General features: G+C 40.1%; 15 protein-coding genes and 3 pseudogenes. 4 read left to right on the top strand and 14 right to left on the bottom strand.

Going from position 1 to position 21,403, the window contains the following annotated elements; translation table 11 throughout:
• Positions 1-55 precede the first annotated feature (55 nt).
• From NSQ44_RS14700 to NSQ44_RS14715, 4 genes are all read right to left on the bottom strand, one after another.
• The gene (locus tag NSQ44_RS14700) at positions 56-1,273 is read right to left on the bottom strand and encodes a dihydrolipoamide acetyltransferase family protein (RefSeq protein WP_340857435.1); all 1,218 of its coding nucleotides are present in this window, start codon (positions 1,271-1,273) and stop codon (positions 56-58) included.
• A 77-nt stretch (positions 1,274-1,350) separates the two neighbouring features.
• Positions 1,351-2,385 (bottom strand): alpha-ketoacid dehydrogenase subunit beta, encoded by a 1,035-nt coding sequence (locus NSQ44_RS14705; protein ID WP_063387225.1) that lies wholly within the window; start codon positions 2,383-2,385, stop codon positions 1,351-1,353.
• A 26-nt stretch (positions 2,386-2,411) separates the two neighbouring features.
• Positions 2,412-3,404, bottom strand: coding sequence for a thiamine pyrophosphate-dependent dehydrogenase E1 component subunit alpha (locus NSQ44_RS14710; protein WP_063387224.1), 993 nt, complete (start codon positions 3,402-3,404; stop codon positions 2,412-2,414).
• A gap of 154 nt (positions 3,405-3,558) precedes the next feature.
• Entirely contained in the window at positions 3,559-5,409 is a 1,851-nt protein-coding gene (locus NSQ44_RS14715; protein ID WP_340857436.1) for a sigma-54-dependent Fis family transcriptional regulator, read from the bottom strand.
• Positions 5,410-5,937: 528 nt separating this feature from the next.
• Here NSQ44_RS14715 and efeO point away from each other — a divergent pair.
• The 3 genes and pseudogenes from efeO (at position 5,938) to NSQ44_RS14730 (ending at position 9,882) form a co-directional block, all read left to right on the top strand.
• Positions 5,938-6,789: an iron uptake system protein EfeO gene (gene efeO, locus NSQ44_RS14720; RefSeq protein ID WP_340857437.1), complete on the top strand. Its 852-nt coding sequence runs from the start codon at positions 5,938-5,940 to the stop codon at positions 6,787-6,789.
• A gap of 3 nt (positions 6,790-6,792) precedes the next feature.
• A pseudogene (gene efeB, locus NSQ44_RS14725) lies at positions 6,793-8,092 on the top strand (iron uptake transporter deferrochelatase/peroxidase subunit).
• Between the two features lie 32 nt (positions 8,093-8,124).
• On the top strand, positions 8,125-9,882 hold the full coding sequence (locus NSQ44_RS14730; protein ID WP_340857438.1) for an FTR1 family protein: 1,758 nt from the start codon (positions 8,125-8,127) through the stop codon (positions 9,880-9,882).
• A gap of 117 nt (positions 9,883-9,999) precedes the next feature.
• On the opposite strand, the gene NSQ44_RS14735 is transcribed toward NSQ44_RS14730, so the two are convergent.
• From NSQ44_RS14735 to NSQ44_RS14760, 6 genes are all read right to left on the bottom strand, one after another.
• On the bottom strand, positions 10,000-10,848 hold the full coding sequence (locus tag NSQ44_RS14735) for a sugar phosphate isomerase/epimerase family protein (protein ID WP_066250971.1): 849 nt from the start codon (positions 10,846-10,848) through the stop codon (positions 10,000-10,002).
• A gap of 38 nt (positions 10,849-10,886) precedes the next feature.
• Positions 10,887-11,531, bottom strand: a complete 645-nt coding sequence (locus NSQ44_RS14740; RefSeq protein WP_340857439.1) for an SDR family oxidoreductase — start codon at positions 11,529-11,531, stop codon at positions 10,887-10,889.
• 43 nt (positions 11,532-11,574) lie between these two features.
• Positions 11,575-12,519: an LLM class oxidoreductase gene (locus tag NSQ44_RS14745; protein WP_063387217.1), complete on the bottom strand. Its 945-nt coding sequence runs from the start codon at positions 12,517-12,519 to the stop codon at positions 11,575-11,577.
• A 117-nt stretch (positions 12,520-12,636) separates the two neighbouring features.
• Positions 12,637-13,749 carry a tRNA 2-thiouridine(34) synthase MnmA gene (gene mnmA / locus NSQ44_RS14750; RefSeq protein ID WP_340858278.1) on the bottom strand — a complete coding sequence of 371 codons (1,113 nt, stop codon included), beginning with the start codon at positions 13,747-13,749 and terminating at the stop codon, positions 12,637-12,639.
• 82 nt (positions 13,750-13,831) lie between these two features.
• Positions 13,832-14,266 carry an RrF2 family transcriptional regulator gene (locus NSQ44_RS14755; RefSeq protein WP_094244571.1) on the bottom strand — a complete coding sequence of 145 codons (435 nt, stop codon included), beginning with the start codon at positions 14,264-14,266 and terminating at the stop codon, positions 13,832-13,834.
• A gap of 677 nt (positions 14,267-14,943) precedes the next feature.
• Positions 14,944-15,579 (bottom strand): LysE family translocator, encoded by a 636-nt coding sequence (locus NSQ44_RS14760; protein WP_066250976.1) that lies wholly within the window; start codon positions 15,577-15,579, stop codon positions 14,944-14,946.
• A gap of 456 nt (positions 15,580-16,035) precedes the next feature.
• Between NSQ44_RS14760 and NSQ44_RS14765 the strand changes: the two are divergent.
• Positions 16,036-17,216, top strand: a pseudogene (locus tag NSQ44_RS14765) (IS701 family transposase).
• A 588-nt stretch (positions 17,217-17,804) separates the two neighbouring features.
• On the opposite strand, the pseudogene NSQ44_RS19070 reads toward NSQ44_RS14765, so the two are convergent.
• The 4 genes and pseudogenes from NSQ44_RS19070 to glpK all read right to left on the bottom strand — a co-directional run bounded on the left by NSQ44_RS19070 (position 17,805) and on the right by glpK (position 21,382).
• Positions 17,805-18,373 (bottom strand): annotated as a pseudogene (locus NSQ44_RS19070) (dienelactone hydrolase family protein).
• A 110-nt stretch (positions 18,374-18,483) separates the two neighbouring features.
• Positions 18,484-18,834, bottom strand: coding sequence for a n-acetylglutamate synthase (locus NSQ44_RS14775; protein ID WP_198318546.1), 351 nt, complete (start codon positions 18,832-18,834; stop codon positions 18,484-18,486).
• A gap of 339 nt (positions 18,835-19,173) precedes the next feature.
• On the bottom strand, positions 19,174-19,614 hold the full coding sequence (locus tag NSQ44_RS14780; protein ID WP_340857441.1) for a hypothetical protein: 441 nt from the start codon (positions 19,612-19,614) through the stop codon (positions 19,174-19,176).
• Positions 19,615-19,891: 277 nt separating this feature from the next.
• Complete coding sequence (gene glpK / locus NSQ44_RS14785; protein ID WP_340857442.1) at positions 19,892-21,382, bottom strand: glycerol kinase GlpK; 1,491 nt, start codon at positions 21,380-21,382, stop codon at positions 19,892-19,894.
• Positions 21,383-21,403 lie beyond the last annotated feature (21 nt).

Raw genomic sequence — 21,403 nt, forward strand, 5'->3', positions numbered from 1 at the left:
TATTAACACATTACTTTGATTGTGAAAAAATCAAGCAAGCTTGAAAGCCGAAAACTCACAGCCATAAAAGCTGATACGGCTTTTCTAAATATTTTTTCACCAGCCCGAGAAATTGGCTTGCCGGAGCTCCATCAATTACTTGATGGTCAAACGTTAAGCTGAGCGGCAAAATTTTTCTCTTTTGAATGGTATCTCCTGAAAACACTGCCGTATCCGCAGCTGTTCCTACTCCGAGAATGCCCACTTCCGGAGGATTCAAAATCGGGGTGAAAAATTCAACGCCGTAAGCCCCTAAACTGGTGATCGTAAAGGTCGAGCCGCTCATTTCTTCGCTGCTTAAATTTCCTTCTCTTGCCTTCTTACTTAGTTCCTTGATATTTTTCGAAATTTCGTTTAAGGAAAGCTTGTCGGCATGGCGCAAAACCGGCACAACGAGCCCGTTCTCCAATGCAACTGCAATGCCTAAATGCACTGAATCATACGTTTGAATCTGCCCATTTTCATACAAACTGTTCATTTGCTTTTGATTTCGCAGCGACAGAATGGCCGCCTTAGCTACAAAGTCAGTAATAGTCAATTTTAAATTCTGCTCATCCTGCAGTTCGCTTTTAATCTTTTCTTGCAGTTCAAATAAAGAGGTCACATCGGCTTTCATATGAATCGTCAGCTGTGCTGTCTGATGCAGACTTGTAAACATCCTTGATGCAATCACTTTACGCATGCCAGTGACAGTTTTTACTGCAATATCTTCTTGCTCTTCCGCCGGCTTATTTGTCGGGATTACTGCTTCTTGTTCAGGTTCTAAATGGGGGGATGCTTTTTTCGATTGAATCGCTTTTTCAACGTCCGCTCTTGTAATTCTTCCTTTTGGCCCTGAACCCGAAATACTGCTCAAATCAATCCCGGCTTCACGTGCTAGTTTTCGGGCGGCAGGTGAAACGCGAATTGTTGTTTGAGAAGATAAGCTTTCTTCTTTCAAAATGGTTGTCGCCACTTCTTGGGCAGCTTCGTTCGTTATGTTGTTGATTACCTCCCCTTCTTGACCGATATAGCCAATGACTTTTCCTACTTCCACTGTTTCATCCTGCTCGGCAGCAATCTCTAATAACACGCCATCTTGCGGTGCTTCGATATCCTTTTCAATCTTATCAGAGCTGATCACCACAACTGGTTCTCCTTTTTTTACTGGATCGCCCTTTTTCTTTAACCACTCTACTACCGTTCCTTCTTCCATGCTCATTCCCAGCTTTGGCATGATAATTTCAACTGTCATGTTTCATCTCTCCTTTGATGAATACTAGAAATGCCATGCGTGTTGATGTCTCCATTCATCAACACGCACAGCTTTTTTTATGCGGTCACGATCGCTTCGTCTCCAATTATTTCAGCCGCTGCCTTAAGCACTTTTTCCGGTGTCGGCAAGTAAAGATCCTCCAGCGCAGGCGAAAAAGGAACCGGACAATGCGGAGCCGTAATCAGCTTAATTGGTCCATCCAGATAATCAAATCCTTTATCTGCTACAAGAGCGGAAATGTCAGCAGCTGCACTGCAGCGAGGATTTGCCTCATCAATGACAATTAACCGGCCTGTCTTCGATACAGAAGATAAAATCGTTTCTTCGTCAAGCGGGGACAGTGTTCTCGGATCAATTACCTCCGTTTCGACTCCTCTCGTTTTTAATATGTCGGCAGCCTTCAAGGCCGTGTGCACTTGCTTCCCTATCGCTACGATGGTCAAATCGCTTCCTTCCCGTTTGATATCCGCTTTTCCAAACGGGATCGTATAAAATCCTTCCTCTACTTCTCCTTTCAGGTTATAAAGTGTTTTATCTTCAAAAAAGATAACGGGATCATCGTCAAAGATGGAGGTAAGCAACAGTCCCTTCGCATCCGCCGGTGTAGAAGGAACAACGACTTTTAAACCGGGGATATGGGTAAAAAGGGCATACAGGCTTTGAGAATGCTGCGCCGCCGCTCGAAAACCGGCACCGTGCATTGTTCGTATCGTTACAGGCACCTTCGCCTTGCCTCCGAACATATAACGAAGTTTTGCCGCTTGGTTCATAACTTCATCTAAGCAGCTGCCGATAAAATCGTTAAACATTAATTCGGCAATCGGTCTTAGTCCTGTTGCTGCGGCGGTAACTGCTGCGCCAATATAGCCGGCCTCCGCAATAGGCGTATCCAACACTCTTTCTCTTCCAAACTCTTGAACAAGACCTTTCGTAACCCCCATTACTCCTCCCCAAGCTTCATCGTCCTGCAAATGATCCACATTCGCTCCTCCTGCAACGTCTTCTCCAAGTAAAATAACATTTTGATCTTTGCGCATTGCCAGCTTCATAGCTTCATTGACCGCACCAGAAAAAGAAATTTTTCTTGCCATTTTTCGTTCCTCCTAACTCCTTTGATTTAATAAGATACATAAACGTCCTTTAAAAGATCCTCAGCAGACGGAAACGGGCTTTTTTCAGCAAAATGTACCGCCTCCTCAACCGCTTTTGTTACCTGTTGTTCGATATTTAATAATTCTTGTTCGGATATTAATTGATTGGAAAGAATGTAATGGCGGAATTTTGCAATTGCATCATTCTCCTGTAAATGCTTTTGTTTTTCTTCCGCAGATTTGTAAGTCTGGGCGTCACCTTCAAAATGTCCGTAATTCCGATATGTCTTACATTCAATTAATGTCGGGCCCTCTCCATTTCGAGCTCGTGCAACTGCTCTTTCTGCCGCCTCATATACAGCTACCACATCTTTGCCGTCGACCACTTCTCCCGGGATATTATAGGCTTGAGCCCGATCCGCAATGTTTTTACAGCTGGATGCATATTCAAATGGGGTCGCTTCTGCATATCCGTTGTTTTCCGCCACAAAAACAACAGGCAATTTCCATATAGCTGCAAGATTAATACCTTCATGAAATGTTCCATGATTGTTCGCGCCGTCTCCAAAAAAACAAACTGCAACCGCTCCCGACTTCTTCAATTTTGCTGTCAGGCCTGCCCCAACAGCTAGCGGGAACCCCCCGCCGACAATTCCGTTGGCCCCAAGCATTCCTTTTTCAACATCGGCAATATGCATCGATCCTCCTTTTCCGTTACACAATCCTGTTGCCTTTCCGTAAATTTCAGACATCATTCCGTTCAAATCACAGCCTTTGGCAATGCAATGTCCATGTCCGCGATGCGTACTTGTGATATAATCTTTGTCATCTAAATGCGCGCAAATTCCTACAGCGACCGCTTCCTCGCCAGCATATAAATGGACAAAGCCAGGCAGCACTCCTTTACTGAAAATTTCATGAACCTTGTCCTCAAACTGGCGAATTTCATGCATTTTCTGAAATATCCATTTTGCTTTTTCTTGTGTAATGGGAGTAGATGTTGATTTGGCAATCGTCATAAAGATAACCTCCTATTTGATTGGCTTCACTTTTTTCATTTGCAACTTTCATGCCAATAAAAAAATGCTTACAAATCAACATTCTTTGTAAGCGCTTTATAAAAAATATTTTTTTCATCTCATTTTGTCCTAATTTTTATCGTTTTGTCGCAAATTAGCTTAATTTATATTTTTTTAATTTGCGATACAGTGTACTTCGAGAGATATTTAACGCAGCAGCCGCCTCACCAATATTTCCATTTGTTTTCTTCAACATATTTAGAATGCGTTCTCTTTCTAGCTGATCCCGATACGACAAATTACCTTTATGGAATGTTTCGGAATTTTCCTGTTCTTGCTCCCAAGCAATCAGCATGGATTTCAAGTGGGAAATGGATGGAATACGGTCTCCATATTCCACTCGTATACGCTCGAGCACGTTAAACAGCTCCCTTATATTTCCGGGCCAGTGATAAGCTGAAAACAACTGTATGACATCATCTGGAAAAGAAATGAGCCAATCATTTTTTTGACAATAATACTCAATAAAGAATGGGATATCTTCTTTACGCTCTCTTAATGGCGGAACGTTAAGCGTGCATACATAAATGCGGTAAAATAAATCTTCACGCAGCTTTCCTTCCTTTACTAATTTGTATAAATTGCGATGTGTTGCAGTTATGACTCTTATATCAACAGGAACGGGCTTTTCCCCGCCAATCGGTACAACTTCTTTTTCCTGAAGCACTCTTAAAAGCGCTACTTGCATTTCCGACGGTATTTCGCCGATTTCATCAAGAAAAATGGTTCCGCCGTCAGCCTGAACAAATTTCCCTTTATGTCCCGTCCGTTTGGCTCCTGTAAATGCTCCGTCAACGTAACCAAATAACTCGCTGCCGATCAATTCCTTTGGAATAGCTCCGCAATTTACTGCAACAAACGGCTCATTTTTTCTCACACTATTTTGATGAATCGAACGAGCAATGAGTTCTTTTCCTGTTCCTGTTTCTCCCATGATACAAACAGTCGACTCCGTTTTTGTAACTTTTTCACAGATCTTCAGAAGATTTTGAAATGATAAGCTTTTTCCAACTACTCCTTCAAAGTGATAAATTGTTGTAGGAAATGGAAAAGCTTCATGATGATTCGTCTTCTGCAGGGTAACTTCATAGCCAATCAAATCATGGTAAATGGAAGAAAAAATAGGAGTCTTCGTTTTGATTCGCCAATTTTTATCACAAATTTCTTCAAGCGGTTGATCCATCATGCTCGCGAAGAAAGAACGTAAACAATGGTTGATCCATACAATCTTCCCTTGATCATCACATATCATTGAAGGGAAATGAGGATTTTTCACTTTCGATGAATATTTAAGCAACTCCAACATATCGTCCTTTTTTCTCATGTGAAATTGTTGTTCAATCGTATACGCTGCAGCGACAACAGTGGCTAAGGCATGGTTGGAAAATTGAGAGCAGTCGATGGGGTAAGATAAGTCGATAATTCCGACAAGTTCTTTTTTTTCGTCATAGATCGGCGTGGCTGAACATACCCACTGCTGAGAAGCAAGAGAGTAATGCTCTAACCCAGTAACCGTAATAGGTTCACGAATCCTCAATGTTGTTCCAATTGCGTTCGTCCCCACCTCATCTTCAGTCCACTTCACCCCCTCAATAAATTTGATTGTTTCTGCCTTGTTCATGGCCTGTTTATGGCCGTTCATATACAAAACGTATCCGTTACTATCAGCGAGAAGAAGAATTGATTTCGTTTCTTGAAACACTTTTTCCAAATGTTCTAATATCGGACCAGCAATTTGAAGCAACCTTTGATTCTTTTTCCTTCTTTCCGTCAACAGCTGCGAATCGAGCACAACCCTTCCTTTCCCATCGTAAGGATCGACATTTTGTCGCCGGCAAATATACCATGACTCTTCAATTCTTTTATTCATCCTCCCATGATCCAATACTCCCTCCCGAACAAAACGGCGCCAAATTTCGTGTTTCAAAGGATCAACGATACTCATTTTTCTCCTCCTTCCCACATTTTCCACCAATATGAACATTCGACTTTTTATGCAAAATTCCTTTTGAAATACGCTAATCGTTGAATTAAAGCTTTTACTGTTGAACAGTTTTTTATTTTATTGTCTGAAAAAGTTTTTTAGATTAACGCTTCATAGGTCATCGTGAAAATGAAAACGATCCAAGCGACAGCCATGGAACTTTTCATTGTCAAAATCAGATCATTATGATGCGGTGAAAACAATGAAACGTTGTGTTGACCAAACATTGATTAAATGGTTTTTCGTCATAATCAAATATATGAAACTAAAAGACTGAAATTCTGGAAGTATCTTAACATTTGCATTTCGAGGATGTTAGTCATTCAATATTTTCATGCAGTAAAACGTATAGGTGTATCTAGCGAGCAATATTGACATACAATTTTCACCTTTAAGTTCTAGTAACAGGAAAAAACTATTGAAGTTGATTTTCATTCTCAATATAATTGAGAATGAAAATCATTAATTTGAGGGGTTGTTGTTGATCGCATGAAGCGCTATAAATTGCCTGTCATATTATTTTTATCAAGCAGTTTGTTGTTTAGCTGTTCCCAATCAAATGAAAGTTCAACAACGGAACCGGCAAAAAAAGAGACAGCGAAAGAAAGCTCCCAAGTTGATTTAAATCAAATATCTACAGATTATCGCACGTTTGCGATCGCTGAAATAGATGAATTTGTTAAAAAGACAGAAGAGTTTGCCAATGCAGTGATCGCTGGGGATGTGGAAAAAGCAAAAGAACTTTATGCGCCGGCTCGCATGCACTATGAGCGTTCTGAACCGATTGCTGAAGCATTTGCAGAACTCGATCCGAAAATTGACGCTCGTGAAGGTGATGTCCCTGATGCAGAGTGGGGAGGTTATCACCGGATTGAAAAGGGACTCTGGGTTAAAAATACGACGAAAGGCTATGAAAAATATGCTGAGCAGCTTATAAAAGATGTGAAGCTTTTGCGCGCAAAAGTTGAAACTGTTGATGTGACACCCGATCTTTTGATCACCGGCGCAGTCGACCTTTTAAATGAAGTTTCAACATCAAAAGTTACAGGGGAAGAGGATCGTTATTCCCATACAGATTTATACGATTTTGTTGCCAATGTTGAGGGTGCTGAAAAGATTTATGAATTAATGAGCCCTGCCCTTAAGGAAAAGGATGAGGCGCTCGCTAAGGAAATCGAACAGAGGTTTCAAGCAGTTTATGCACTTCTTGACAAATATAAAAAAGGCGACGGGTATATTTCATATACTGAGCTGACCAAGGATCAAGTAAAAGAATTGAGCCAATCGATCAATGAACTGGCAGAGCCTCTTTCTAAACTAGGGGTTGTACTGGAGGGATAACCAATGTCTGAACCTGATAAAAAAGAAACGACATCTGTCTTTAACAAGAACGTATCTAGACGAGATGTGTTGAAGGCTGCGGGCATCGGAGGAGTCGGCGTGCTAATCGGTGCATCCGGCATTGGTGGAGCGCTAGCATTGGCTGACGTGTTGCCGACCTCTCAAAAAAAAAGAAAATACAAATGCGGTTGTTCCGTTTTACGGAAAACATCAGGCAGGCATTGCAACTGAAGTGCAAAACCACATTTATTTTGCTGCTTTTGACGTGACGGCTGAAGGCAGAAACGAGCTTATTCAGCTTTTTAAAGAATGGACGAAGGCTGCCGCAGCTATGACAGAAGGCAAATCGGTTGGAGATCCAGCTAATAATAAATACCTTCCTCCAGATGATACGGGGGAAGCTGCAGGACTTAATGCGTCAAATTTAACCATTACTTTCGGCGTCGGCCCGACGCTTTTTACAAAAAACAACAAGGATAGATTTGGTTTGCAAAAAAAGCAGCCGGATGAACTAAAAGAACTGCCGAAGTTTCCGCTTGATTCATTGGAAGAGCAGTGGACAGGCGGAGATCTTTGTATTCAAGCATGCTCGGATGATTTGCAGGTTGCCTTCCATGCGGTTAGAAATTTAGCGAGAATTGCCCGCGGCAAAGCGGTTCTTCGCTGGGCACAGGCCGGCTTCCAGCGTACAAAGCAAGCGAGTCCGAAAAAGGAAACGCCGCGAAATTTATTTGGCTTTAAGGATGGAACAGTGAATCCAAATGTGAAAAATTCTGCTGAAATGAATCAATACGTTTGGGTGCAGCCCGGTGACGGACCTGATTGGCTCGTGAACGGAACGTATTTAGTAGTAAGGCGGATTCAAATGTTTATCGAAGTTTGGGATCGGACTACTTTAAAGGAACAAGAAAATACGTTTGGCAGATATCGGGATTCAGGTGCATACCTTGGGCAAAAAAATGAGTTCGATCCGCCGGATTTTGAAAAGAAGGATGAAAACGGAGAATACTACATTCCAATGACCGCCCATGTTCGAGTCGCTCACGGTGACGGAAAACAGAAAATTTTGCGCCGTTCTTATTCATATGCGGATGGAATAGATGCAAAAACTGGAACATTTGATGCCGGATTATTGTTTATCAGCTTTCAGCACAGCATAAGCAAGCAATTTATCCCAATTCAAAAGCGGCTTTCGCAAATGGATGAATTAAACGAATATATCGTCCATCGAGGAAGTGCTGTATTTGCCTGTCTTCCTGGAGTAAAAAAAGGCGGATATATTGGAGAAACGTTATTTTCATAATCCCTTTCTCTCTTTCATAGGAGTTGAAGCTGATGTATAAAAAATTAGGGCTTATTGCCTTCGCAATTCTTTTCACAATGGGTATTTTCTCAAATAAAGCCGTAGCCGCAGAGAACCTTGATGATTTATATGTTTTGATAGGCGATGCCATCATGAAAACAAAGGAAGCGAACTGGGATGTCGTACAGGACAATTTGGAACAATTCTCACAGCAATGGAACGAAGTAAAAGCTGTTGATAGCAAAAAAACAGCTGAAGTCGATAAACAGTTAAAAAATGCGAAAAACGCCCTGGCTCAATCTGAAAAAGATGCAACGAAAATAAGTGAAAATTTGTCCGCTTTATCAAAAGCGCTTACTTCGTACGAAGAAGAACAAAATCCGACAGATCCGCAAAAAGAAAAAGAAAAGCTAAAACAGATGTATCAATTTATTGATGAAATCGAAAAAATGATTCAAAACAATAATTTTGATCAGGCGGCCATGAAATATCAGCAATTACTTTCCACTTGGACGGCAAACGAGAACATTGTTCGTACCGAAAGCGTTGTTTCGTATGGCGAAATTGAAACACAGCTTGCTTTGTTAAGAATTTCACTGACGCAAACTCCGCCTGATCGAGAGAAGGCTTTAAAGAGCCTCAAGGATCTGACAGCTTCTGTTGAAAATTTTTTAAGCGGGAAAAATGCGGGAAAATCCGCTGGAAATGAATACACATTAAGTGATGTAACAGATTTATTGGAAAAAAGCGTACAGTCGCTAAAAGATCATAACCCATCCGAGGCATCAGAACATTTAAACAAAATATTGCTTATATGGCCGGTAGTTGAAGGGGAGGTTCGGACAAAAGACTACTCCCTATACAATCGCATGGAAACTGAAATTCCCTCCGCAATCAGTTTATTGCAGTCTGACAATAAAAACGTAGAAAAAGCTCAAACGATGATTAGTGAATTGTATGATTCCCTTCAGCTCATCGCAGCCAAAACAAGCTATACGTATATAGATGCTATGCTTATTTTACTGCGTGAGGGATTTGAAGCTCTTTTAATCATCGCCGGTTTGCTTTCATTTTTGAAGAAAACGAATCATGCCGACAAACAAGGTTGGATTTGGATCGGCGTTTTGTGCGGCATCATTTCTAGTGCTATTCTAGCTGTTGTCATGAACATGTTTTTCTCCAAAATAACTGTTGCCGGAAGCCGCGAATCGATCGAAGGAATCGTCGGCATCACTGCTGTTGTAATGATGCTGACGGTTGGCGCTTGGCTTCACAAAAAGTCAAATATCGCCCACTGGAATCAATATATTAAAGAGCATCTCGGACACGCATTGGCAAAAGGAAGCTTGTTTTCCATGGCCTTGCTAAGTTTTCTCTCAATTTTTCGCGAAGGTGCCGAAACAATTATTTTCTATGCCGGAATGGCTCCGTCGATGGAAATCAGCCAGTTAATTTTAGGAATCGCTATCGCCATGGCGATCTTAGTGATCCTCGGGTTTATTATCATCCGCTTTAGTTCAGCGATTCCCGTCCGTCCGTTCTTTATGAGCGCAACGCTGCTTATTTATGTATTATCATTCAAAATGCTCGGAATCAGTATTCATGCCATGCAGATAGCAAACACGCTGCCAACACATTCATTGCCGAATGTTCCTTATATTGAACCAATCGGTTTCTATCCGACGATTGAAACAGTAGTGCCGCAGCTGCTTCTTATTCTTATCATCATCGGCGTAACGATGTATGTGAAAAAAACGGCTGTAAATGAAAAGGCAGTTGTTGAAAAATAAAGGATCTTAAAAACTTCAAAAAAAAATGTACTTCGGTGAATACCGCAGTACATTAGCTGAATGCACGAGGTGCTAGTTGAACTTATTATTGTTCGACTAGCACCTCAATATTTTTCATTATGGAGTTAATTTTAAATCCGCCCAGTGCGGGTGTGCCTCAACTCTACGCTCCATATCACGGAACGCATTGAGTGAACGTCTCAGCTTACTATAAGCGTCGCCGCCTTCACTCCAACCTAAGTAGCCGATCATTCCGTTATAACCGATCTTTTTTAACTGTCCAAGCAACGCAAAATTATCTAACTCCCCAACATCCAAAGGCTCGATTGTTGCCACTCCGCCAAAACCGTGCGGATTGCGGCTGCTGCCGGACATGTTTACTTGTTTTAAGTAAGGAGCTACCGCTTGAATCGTTCCTTTTAGATTTGTTCCATCTGCCGCATACCAATGGTAGCCACAAAAGACAATTCCAAGATTAGAATGGTTCAGGCGTTTGCATAGTCTCACTGCATCTTCATGGCGTTCAATCCAGAAGGATAGATGCGTGTAAAGCAAAATGTTAATATTTCTTCGTTCGGCAATCTTCAATGCTTTTTCCAGCCATTTTACTGCGATGTCGTCCCCTTTTGGATCTGAAGGGCGGATATGCTCTCCGACAGATTGAATCGCCAGCTCAACCGTGCTGCACCCTTCCATAATCTCCAGCATCTTTAAAATGCCTGCATTTCTTGGATGGTCCTCGCCTAGTGAAAGATCTAACACAACGTACACGCCTGCGACGTCCAGCCCATATTTCTCCTTAACGTTTTTGAGCTTTTCTACATCTCTCCATCGCTCTCCGTGCCAGACGGATAAATGGGTTGCGTCATAGCCAATTTCCTTTAACATTTCACATCGAGCTTCAAAACTATAAATACCCATTGAATTATAGAAAGCAAAATCCATTGCGTAAAAAGGGTAAGCCATTTTCTAATTTCTCCCTCCCTTTTCCATTGAACGGTACATTACAGTGATTTCAACGCTTCGCTAATTTCTTTATCTCCTGACATTAAATCGAATGCTTTTCTATACGTATTTGGTTCATCAAGAGCTTGAACAATCGTTCTTGCTACATCCTCCCGAGGAATGTAACCGACAGGTAAGTTTTCAGCTGCAGTAACCAGTCCTGTACCTTTTTCATTCTTTAGATAACCAGGACGAATAATCGTATAATTTAGGCCGCTATTCATCAACACACGGTCTGCATAATGTTTGGCGACATAATATGGCTTAAGGTTTTCCGGCCAGTTCTGACGATTGTGGGCTTGGAATGAGCTCACGATAACAAAACGTTCAATTCCGATTTTTTCCGCAGCCTCCATGGCTTTTACAGCGCCGTCTAAATCTATCAGCAATGTTTTATCAGCGCCTGTGTGTCCCCCTGAACCAGCTGAGAATACGATCGCATCGCAGCCTTTGGCCGCTTCAGCAATTTCATCGACAGTGCCTTCCAAATCAGCGAGCACCGCTTCAATTCCTTTTTTCTGAAAATCCTCCAATTGCTCTTGCTTTCGAACCATTGCACGAACAGAATGCTGTTCATGCTCATGAAGCAAATTTACTATTTGTTGTCCTACTTGTCCGTTGGCTCCAATGACCAAAACTTTCATCATATCCATCCTTTCTCATATTGATGGTTTTTAAATTTTCTTATCATGTTAAAGCAGGGAAATGCGGAAGCACATACTCGCCTAATTCTTCAATCACTTCTTCGACTGGACGCTGTCCATATTTTAAGTTGATGATGACATGGTTCACACCTGCATCCTGTAAAGCTCCAAGAAATTCAATTACGAAATTTCGCCCCGTACGGAATCCAAGATGTATCGGAATTGGTACATGATTTGGATCTTCCGTTAAGTCAATGTAAAGAGATTGGGAAAATGGCTTAAATTCTTCTGTTAGCGAACGCCAATTATCGATTAATGCTTTTTGAAACTTAATTCCACGCGGATAGTATATCCATCCATCACTATGTTCAGCAATCCATTCAGGAGATTGTCCACTGTGACCTGTTACCATTAATGGTATATCTGACAATTTTGGTTTTGGCAGCATATCTCCGCTTGTCATATGCACTCGTGTCGTGTTAATCGTAGGAAAATGGTCACGCCAAACCTTTCTTATAGCAGCTACTGATTCTCGGAATAATTCGCTCCGTTCTTCAGGATTCACAGAAAATGCCGGAAACTCGATTGGACGGTCACCAGTTGCGACGCCGAGAATGAGTCTTTCACCAGATAATCTGTCTACAGAAGCTGCCGCTTTTGCTACATGAAGTGGGTGACGCAGCGTTAAAATAATGCTTCCAGTTGCTAAAGCAATCTTATCTGTGTGAGCCGCAACATACCCTAAATACGTAAACGGATCATACATTTGTCCAACATCACCGAAATTTGGATCGCGCAGCGGCACATCTCTCACAAACAATGAAGCAAAATTCAGCTCTTCTGCTCGTTTTGCCAGCTTCATTTGCTTTTCGATATTCATCTCAGGGACGTCTCCCATATACGATTCAATCGGAAAGAACAGCCCTAAAGTCAGTTTGTTCTCTTGATACATGCGTGAATACCCTTTATGATTTTTAAATTTTTCCATTGTTTTTACCACTCCTTAAGAAAAGGTGGGCCGTATATAAAGGAAAGGCCCTGTTAAAAATAATTTGTTTTACCGATATGAACAAAAAAAACATATATTATATCTGTAACGAACTTTTTATGATGCAGCCGCGGCAATAGCAGCATCGTCTTTTATCACTTTGTCAATAATGGCGCTGCCAAGACAAATCTCACCTTCATAAAATACCGCTACTTGCCCCGGTGTCACAGCCTTAACTGGTTTTTCAAATTCTACAAACACCGTTCCATCCGGACGAATATGGACACGCACCTTTTGATCCTCTTGACGGTAGCGGAATTTAGCTGTACATGCAAACGTACCAAGACGAACATCCCCATTTATCAAGTTCAGGTTTGATGCAATCAGTCCAGTAGAGAACAATGCCGGATGGTCTTTGCCTTGAGCAACAAGTAAAACATTGTTGTCTAAATCTTTATCGACGACATACCAAGGTTCTCCTGTTCCTTTGCCGCCGATGCCAAGCCCTTTTCGTTGGCCGATTGTGTAATACATTAAACCATCATGAGTACCGAGCACTTCTCCATCAAGCGAACGAATTTCTCCAGGCTGTGCCGGCAAAAAATTCTTTAAAAAGTTTTTGAAATTTCGTTCTCCAATAAAACAGATTCCGGTACTATCTTTTTTATTGGCGGTAATAAGGTTCAATTCTTGGGCGATTTTTCGCACCTCACCCTTCGTTAACTCACCCAGCGGGAACAGAACTTTAGACAAATGGTCCGACGTTAGCTGGCTAAGAAAATACGTTTGATCTTTATTCGCATCTTTTCCACGCAGCAAGGTGATTTGGCCATTTTCTCTGTTGATTCTTGCGTAATGACCCGTTGCGATATAATCCGCATCAAGTGAAAGAGCATAGTCAACAAACGCTTTAAATTTAATTTCAGTATTGCATATTACATCTGGATTCGGTGTTCGGCCTCGCTTCAGCTCATCCATGAAATACGTAAATACACGATCCCAATATTCTTTTTCAAAGTTGACGCCATAGTAAGGAATCCCGAGTTGGTTGGCAACTCGTTTAACATCTTCATAATCCTCAGCTGCCGTACATACACCATCATCATTCGTATCATCCCAGTTTTTCATAAATACCCCGATGACGTCGTACCCTTCTTTTTTAAGAAGGTAAGCAGCTACAGAGGAATCCACTCCTCCAGACAATCCGACGACTACTCGTTTTTTCTTCAACATCATTCACCTCCTTAAACTGAAACGTTTTTGATTACAGTTTTATTTAAAAAAAATTTTTGCCGCAACAAACTATTTTGTTTCAGGCATGAAACGAATTTTTTGAGCTATTATTATGAATTTCATTAATGATATCTTGGACCGTCACACCTTTTAAATAGTTTAAAAAATGTTCTTCTGCATTATGAAAAATACGAATGAGTACATCTGACAGATGTTTGCCTATTATACAGTTGTCATTGGAATCGGGACATTTCGGCACAAGCGTTTCCTCACTAGTGATTCTAAAAATTTTGTCTAACGTAATTTGTTCAGGCTGAGCGTTTAACGAAAATCCGCCCTTTGCCCCTTCTTTAGAAGCAATTATATTTTCTTTTCTTAATATGCTTAAGATTTTTCTTAATCTTACTGGGTGGACAGAAACACTTTGAGAAATGTCTTCACTGGTTACTCGCTGATTTTGCTTTTCAGCCAGATACGCAACGCAGTGAACGGCAATCGAAAAATCGCTATTCATATTGAACCTTCCTCCTAAGTGTAATAATAATGATTACAGTTTATATTGTCAACTTAAACTTACTTCTTTTCATCAGCCGTAAATAAAAAATTCGGATCATTGACCTAAACTTAGTGTCGAGTAGTAATGATAATAGGCGATATAAAGCTCATTAGAAAAAAACAAAAATTAGCATTTTAATCATGATTCCATTCAACTATATGAGCTGCGATTGCTGAAGCTTTGCCAGAGCATCGATTCATTTCCAAACGATCAAAGTTAGTCATGTACAGTGTTTACATGTAGCGCAACGATTAAAAAATTCTTTGTAAAAAATCTTCACATTGGCAGAAACCTTTTGCCATTTCATTATAGACATGATCGATAGATTTACTATACAATTATCTGCTCATTGTGTCTATATAGACTGACATCAGAGAGCACCTACTAGTTAAGAAAGAATACTATCAAAACAAATACTCCTCTTTGAAAAGGTGAACCTCAAAGAGAAGCAGAGAGCTTTCATTTTATTTTTCCACGCTTATCCAGTTTGGCGGTATTTAGAGTTCCATAAGTACGGAAAGTTTTATCTTGCATAAGTCCGAGTAATCTGCTTCCAATCTGGTGCAAAAATTACGGAATTTCAATACGGTTTTCGCCTAGTTTATGCTTTTGGTTGATGCAAACCCCGTCTAAATTTATTGAGACGCTTTCGTTTGAAATAATTTTATACCTAGTCCTATAAAAATAATCCCCGATAATTTGTTTAATAGGTTTGCTATTTTTGTGTTTTCCCTTAGTTTTTCGGTTGCGAATGAAGCAAAATATGCAACGATTAAACACCAAAGAGTGCCTGTAATAATAAACGAAATTCCTAAAATCATAAAGGGAATGGGACCGTAAGGATTGTCTGTCATAATAAATTGCGGGAGAAAAGAAATAAAGAATAACGCCACTTTTGGATTTGTAACATTGGTTATAACTCCCTGCATATAGATCTTTTTGAATTCTAAATGCTGTAATGCTGAAGCTTCAAATGCTAGGGATGAATGTTGAAACAACATTTTTATACCAAGATAAACCAAATAAACAGCACCCATTATTTTAATTGCAGTAAATAATACAATAGATTTTGCTAAAATAATAGACAAACCAAAAGCAGCTAATAAAGTGTGGATGAAAGAACCCGTTGAAATTCCAAGTACAGAGTAAATACCTGCTTTTCTGCCTTGTGATATACTTCTGCTAATAATATACATAGTGTCAGTGCCAGGGGTTAAATTCATAAATATGGCCATAAGTAAATAAATTCCGTAACCAGTTATTCCAAACATCTGTACAGCCCCTTCCACTTAATTCACTAACAGCCGTCGCCGATGAAGTCGTTCAGAACTCTTCGGTTCGACTAACCTGCCCATAGTGGAACAACTCTACTCCTTTTTGATTAAAGCATCCGTAACTTTAAGTATATTTCACCGCAAACTAAAACATAGAGATACATTTAACATAGGTATTCAAATTAATATGTAATGGACCTACTCAACAGGTTAGTTAAGCTGAATTTTCACCCTTCTTTTCGTGGGACCCTTGTTTTGAATTTTAATAATGGAAAAGTCGTCAATTTCAGTTGTGTTTCGTTTTGGAAAATCGTTTCAATTCCTTATAGTTAACTGTAGATGAGCAAATTCGCTAACATAAATTTACAACCAAACAAAAAAAGAGACATGAACCCGATTCCTTGATTAGAATAGATGTGTCACCAAAATTATTCACAAGGAGGTTCATGTCTCATGAATAGATTAGCACATCATCAAGGAATCCACAAGTTTTTCACGATGTTGGGGTTGGCACTTTATTTTTCAAAACCTGTCATGAAGCATCTCGTTCATATCGTGGATGCGATGATCACGAAAGGCTTTTCTGGAACGTTGACCGATCTTCATCATTGGAGCTTTCACCCCAATCATCGAACGACACTCAGCCATTTTTTCACGAAAAGCCCTTGGGATGAAGAGACGCTGCTTCGCAAACTTCAACAGTGGATGCTTCGTCGTGTCGAACGCATCGCCAAACAGGAGAATCAACCCCTTTTTGTTTCGATCGATGATACGATTTGCCAAAAAACCAAGCCTTCGTCACAGGCAACGCACGCCATTCAAGGGTGTGATTGGCACTATTCTCACACAGAGAAAAAGTCGATCTGGGGACATTCTCTCGTTTGGCTCATGGTTCATACGATGACCCAGGCTTTTCCCTTTGCGTTCCGCCTCTACGACAAGGCGGCTGGGAAAAGCAAGGGGGAACTCGCGATCGAGATGCTTTCTTCTTTGGATGTACGCCGTCCCGTTTATGTGCTGATGGATTCGTGGTATCCATCGCAAGCGCTCGTGGAAGCCTGTCTGAAAAAAGGATTTCACGTCATCGAGATGCTCAAAACGAACCGGATTCTCTATCCGAAAGGCATCGCCATCCAAGCCAAACAGTTTGCCCGCTATATCGAACCGAACGACACCCGTCTCGTCACGGTGGGAGAAGAGCGTTATCGCGTGTATCGCTACGAGGGATCGCTGAAAGGTCTCGATGATGCCGTTGTGTTGTTGGCTTGGAAAGCCGATCAGCCGATGACACCTGAACATCTTCACTGCGTCTTGAGCACCGACCGGGAGCTAAGCGATGAAGAGATCTTGCGCTACTATGCCCAGCGTTGGTCGATCGAATGCTTTTTTCGACAAGCGAAAGACCAGCTGAAGCTCGATGGGTACCGCGTTCGTCAACGTCGTGCGGTGAAACGGTATTGGATCTTGGTGCAACTCGCTTATGTGTACAGTATGGTCGAGTCCAACCGGGATTTCTCTACTGGGCTTGATCTTCTCCGAACGAAGAAAGGGATAGTCTCGTCGAGTTCATTTACCATGCAGCGAAGCAAGATATTCCCATTGATGTCGTTAAAAAACAGCTCCATGTGGCATAAGGGGTACTCCGTTTGTCTCTTTTTACATGGTAATTATTGTAATGAAAATTGCTCAACTACAGTAGTTAAGATAAAAACGGTAGTTTAGTAGTAACGGATTCTTACCGTCTTTAGTTTCAATTCCTTATAGTTAAGATAAAAACGGTTGAATTTTATTTTCTCCGCAGTTTGGGCATATAAGTTTCAATTCCTTATAGTTAAGATAAAAACCCAAAAAAACGTTGATGTTAGTATGTTTTCTAAATAATGGCGGATGTCGGTTTTAATTATAACGAACATGGAAAATTTTCGCAATGGCCCATTATTCTGCTGTTTCCTTCAAAAAACAGCTGTCGTCGATCTCCAGGGATTTTTACACGATTGGAGGTCGACGACTTTTTTTCACACTTGGGTGATGTGATGTACTGCGTTTGTTTCAAAATTCATACCAGAAAAAATATCGTCATTGTTTTGAAACTAAACCTTGCCTTCTCCAGCTAGCCTGCCAATTAGTCAATCATGAAGGGAGCTTCACCACAGATAAAGAAGTTAGTCCGCTTTTCCATCGGAGTTAATACGTCTAAATGTTTCCAAAAGAAAAAACAACATCTAGTAAAAAGCTTTTTTTGCTGATGCTTCGTTATATTTTAAAGAGAATGGGTCACTGAATCCATGTTGTCCATTCAACTTATGAACCTCAACATTATGCTTGTTTTCTAAAGCTAAAATTAACTCATCAACATTAAACAATTTTTCTTCTTCTGGAAAGAACAGCAATTCCGGGCATTGAGGCGATATTTCCATATAATTTCTAATACGGAACCATAATACCCAATAATTCCATCAACAAGTCGTTCTTCACTACATAGCCATGCAACGGTTGCTCCTGCACTGAATCCGGCGACAAATATGTTTTTATATCCATCCTTAATCTCCGATAACAAACTTTTAATCATGACCAAAGCGTTTGTAAAACCTATGTTCTCCATAAAATTAAAGTAAGCATCTTCCTCTTGAGAATAATCAAAAGGAGTTTCCTGTTCTAACATATTCGAACAGAAGACATCAAAGTCGAATTTCAGATAATGATTGACAAACATGTTTCATATGTTGATTGATTCCATAAATTTCGTGAACAAGATAATTGCAGCATCCGAATCTTTTTGTATGCTAATCATTATTGCTCCTCCACTAAAGCTGTTGCACCTACTTTAAATTCTTTTTTTCTTTTTCATCACTATACTACCAGCAGCGCAGCAATCTTTATTTTTCAACTCAAGTTTATATATCAATGATTTTCAACAACTTCTTCAATAATTGAATTTCCTTCCGTTTCCTTATCATCGAGCCATTTCCAATTCTCATACAGTCTAATTCGCCCATCTGGTAAGATTTTTGGAGTAGAAGTACATTTTCCGCCCCTAATCTCGTTTTTGATATTCACATGGTTATACCTAAACTCTAAGCATCCATCTTCTTTTACTATCCCAATTAAGAATCCTTTTATAATTTCTCCACCGCTATACGTTGCTGAGATTATATTTCCTTCTTGTTTATATTCAAAAAGCGTTTCTGAAGAAACTTCTCCATTATCTGTATTTTCAATTGAAACAAACTTGCGGCCATTATAATTTATCACAAACAACGCTCCTCTAATTTTTAATTTTCACTATTTTACCACATGTTTTATCCTTTTTTAGCCATCAAATTTATTTTCTCATGTTCAACTATTTCACAAGGGATACTTTGAGAAATACTTAATCAGATTTTCTAGTGCGGAATCGTGTCAAAAAGGGATTCCTACATTCAGCAGGAATCCTTGATACATGCAATGCCGAACTTAAATTTTAGTACAAGAAGGCGGGGTTATCGCTCTGCCTTTAGCTTCTCCGGATTCCTTCCTTTCGTTCCCCCGAGTTCAGCAGAAGTTAAAAGTAGATCTCCATTTTTGATACCGCTTTTACTTTTAATGAAAAAATTATTCTTGAGTTAAATAATTGAAATGTTTATCAGTGATATATGTTAGATCAATTCCAAAATTCATCTTATTTAAAATAGGTTTAATATATTCTATTAAATGTGCACCAGCCTCAAAATGATCAGGAAATTTACTAATATAAAATGAATTGTTATTGTCACAATTTGGCTTATGCTCCACTAATCCTTCAATTACTTCAATAATTCGACCGACAATATTTTCTTCTAATCTTTCCTCTGAAATTATTACAGTGTGGATATAATTCTCCGCGCCTTCAAATGAATTTTCATCCTCTATTTCCTTTAAAATTGGAAAATCATCCAAAACACTTGGTCTTCTGTAATCTAAAATCAACAGCATACAGATAGTTTCATTATCTTGATTATCTATACGAAACAATTCTAGATCTCGCAATTTTAGCATTCTTACCAATTTGAACATTAAATATCATCTTTCTAACTTTGGATTCCTTTTTCATTGAAGTATACTAAAGAATTTAGAATAACTATACTATACTTCATATAAAATGATATCCGTAAGTTAGAGTAAGCTGAATACACTTTGAGATGAATAACTTATACCGAGAAAAAATTTTTTATGGTTTTTCCGCAACTTTGATCGTCTCAGAAATAAGGAATAATGCTCTCTGATCTACCTTTCATACATATAGAAGAGGTGCACTTCACATCAAGTGCACCCCAACAATTGACATAGAACCTTATTTAAAAGCCATCGCAGCTTTTACAGCTTTTTGCCAGCCTTCATATAATTTGTTACGTTTTTCTTTATTCATAGATGGTTCGAATGTACGGTCAATGTTCCATTGTGTCGCGATCTCTGATTGATCTTTCCAATATCCAACCGCCAAGCCGGCTAAATAAGCCGCTCCAAGAGCAGTAGTTTCATTGACAACAGGACGTTCAACAGGGACACCTAACAAATCGCTTTGGAATTGCATTAGAAAATTATTTTTTACTGCCCCGCCATCTACACGCAAGGTTTTCAAGGAAATTCCCGAATCCGCTTCCATAGCAGTCAGCACATCTTTTGTTTGATAGGCAAGGGACTCTAAAGTTGCACGAACAAAGTGTTCTTTTTGCGTTCCCCGTGTCAAACCAAATATAGCTCCTCTAACATCGCTGTCCCAATACGGTGTTCCTAGCCCGACAAACGCCGGTACTACATATACACCGTCTGTGGATTCTACACGTTCTGCATATTGTTCGCTATCAGCAGCATTTTTTAACATACGAAGTCCATCTCTTAACCATTGAATGGCAGATCCTGCAACAAAAATACTTCCTTCTAAAGCATATTCCACTTTTCCGTTTAATCCCCAAGCAATCGTTGTTAATAGTCCGTGGTTAGAAGCAACAGCTTTTTCGCCCGTGTTCATAAGCATAAAGCAGCCCGTACCGTACGTATTTTTCGCCATGCCTTCTTCAAAACAAGCCTGACCGAATAGTGCTGCTTGCTGATCCCCAGCCGCTCCAGAAATCGGAACTTCTTGCCCAAAGAAATGATACGGAACTGTATGTGCATAAATTTCTGAAGATGGACGTACTTCCGGAAGCATGGATTTAGGCACAGTTAAAATTTCTAACAGTTCATCATCCCATTTCAGCTCATGAATATTGAACATTAATGTTCTTGAAGCATTTGAATAATCCGTCACATGTGCCTTTCCACCCGAGAGCTTCCAAATTAACCAAGTATCAATTGTTCCGAATAAAAGCTCTCCTCTTTCCGCTTTTTCTCTAGCCCCTTCAACATGATCTAATATCCATTTGACTTTTGTTCCTGAAAAGTATGCATCAATTAACAGACCTGTCTTTTCACGAAATGTATCATTTAATCCCTTCGCCTTTAACTCCTCACAAATATCTGCCGTTTGCCGTGATTGCCAAACAATGGCATTATATACCGGCTGACCTGTGTTTTTATCCCAAACAACCGTTGTTTCGCGTTGGTTCGTAATTCCGATGCCTGCAATTTGCTCAGGTTTTATTCCTGACTCAGACAAGGAAGTGGCGATGACGGATAAGATGGAACCCCAAATTTCATTGGCATTATGCTCTACCCAGCCTGGTTTAGGAAAATATTGCGCAAATTCTTTTTGTGAAATATGAACGATTTCCCCTTTTTTATTAAAAATGATCGCACGTGAACTTGTCGTTCCTTGGTCTAGAGCTAAAACATATGTTTCCATTTTCTTCACCTCATTAATTTT

The sequence above is a fragment of the Aeribacillus sp. FSL M8-0254 genome (assembly GCF_038008845.1).
Lineage (GTDB): Bacteria > Bacillota > Bacilli > Bacillales > Aeribacillaceae > Aeribacillus > Aeribacillus composti.

Bases quoted from the DNA above. Each gene is read 5' to 3' on its own strand.
- NSQ44_RS14700 (WP_340857435.1), bottom strand. From the start codon at position 1,273: ATGACAGTTGAAATTATCATGCCAAAGCTGGGAATGAGCATGGAAGAA.
- NSQ44_RS14705 (WP_063387225.1), bottom strand. From the start codon at position 2,385: ATGGCAAGAAAAATTTCTTTTTCTGGTGCGGTCAATGAAGCTATGAAG.
- NSQ44_RS14710 (WP_063387224.1), bottom strand. From the start codon at position 3,404: ATGACGATTGCCAAATCAACATCTACTCCCATTACACAAGAAAAAGCA.
- NSQ44_RS14715 (WP_340857436.1), bottom strand. From the start codon at position 5,409: ATGAGTATCGTTGATCCTTTGAAACACGAAATTTGGCGCCGTTTTGTT.
- efeO (WP_340857437.1), top strand. From the start codon at position 5,938: ATGAAGCGCTATAAATTGCCTGTCATATTATTTTTATCAAGCAGTTTG.
- NSQ44_RS14730 (WP_340857438.1), top strand. From the start codon at position 8,125: ATGTATAAAAAATTAGGGCTTATTGCCTTCGCAATTCTTTTCACAATG.
- NSQ44_RS14735 (WP_066250971.1), bottom strand. From the start codon at position 10,848: ATGGCTTACCCTTTTTACGCAATGGATTTTGCTTTCTATAATTCAATG.
- NSQ44_RS14740 (WP_340857439.1), bottom strand. From the start codon at position 11,531: ATGAAAGTTTTGGTCATTGGAGCCAACGGACAAGTAGGACAACAAATA.
- NSQ44_RS14745 (WP_063387217.1), bottom strand. From the start codon at position 12,519: ATGGAAAAATTTAAAAATCATAAAGGGTATTCACGCATGTATCAAGAG.
- NSQ44_RS14755 (WP_094244571.1), bottom strand. From the start codon at position 14,266: ATGAATAGCGATTTTTCGATTGCCGTTCACTGCGTTGCGTATCTGGCT.
- NSQ44_RS14760 (WP_066250976.1), bottom strand. From the start codon at position 15,579: ATGTTTGGAATAACTGGTTACGGAATTTATTTACTTATGGCCATATTT.
- NSQ44_RS14780 (WP_340857441.1), bottom strand. From the start codon at position 19,614: ATGTTCAAATTGGTAAGAATGCTAAAATTGCGAGATCTAGAATTGTTT.
- glpK (WP_340857442.1), bottom strand. From the start codon at position 21,382: ATGGAAACATATGTTTTAGCTCTAGACCAAGGAACGACAAGTTCACGT.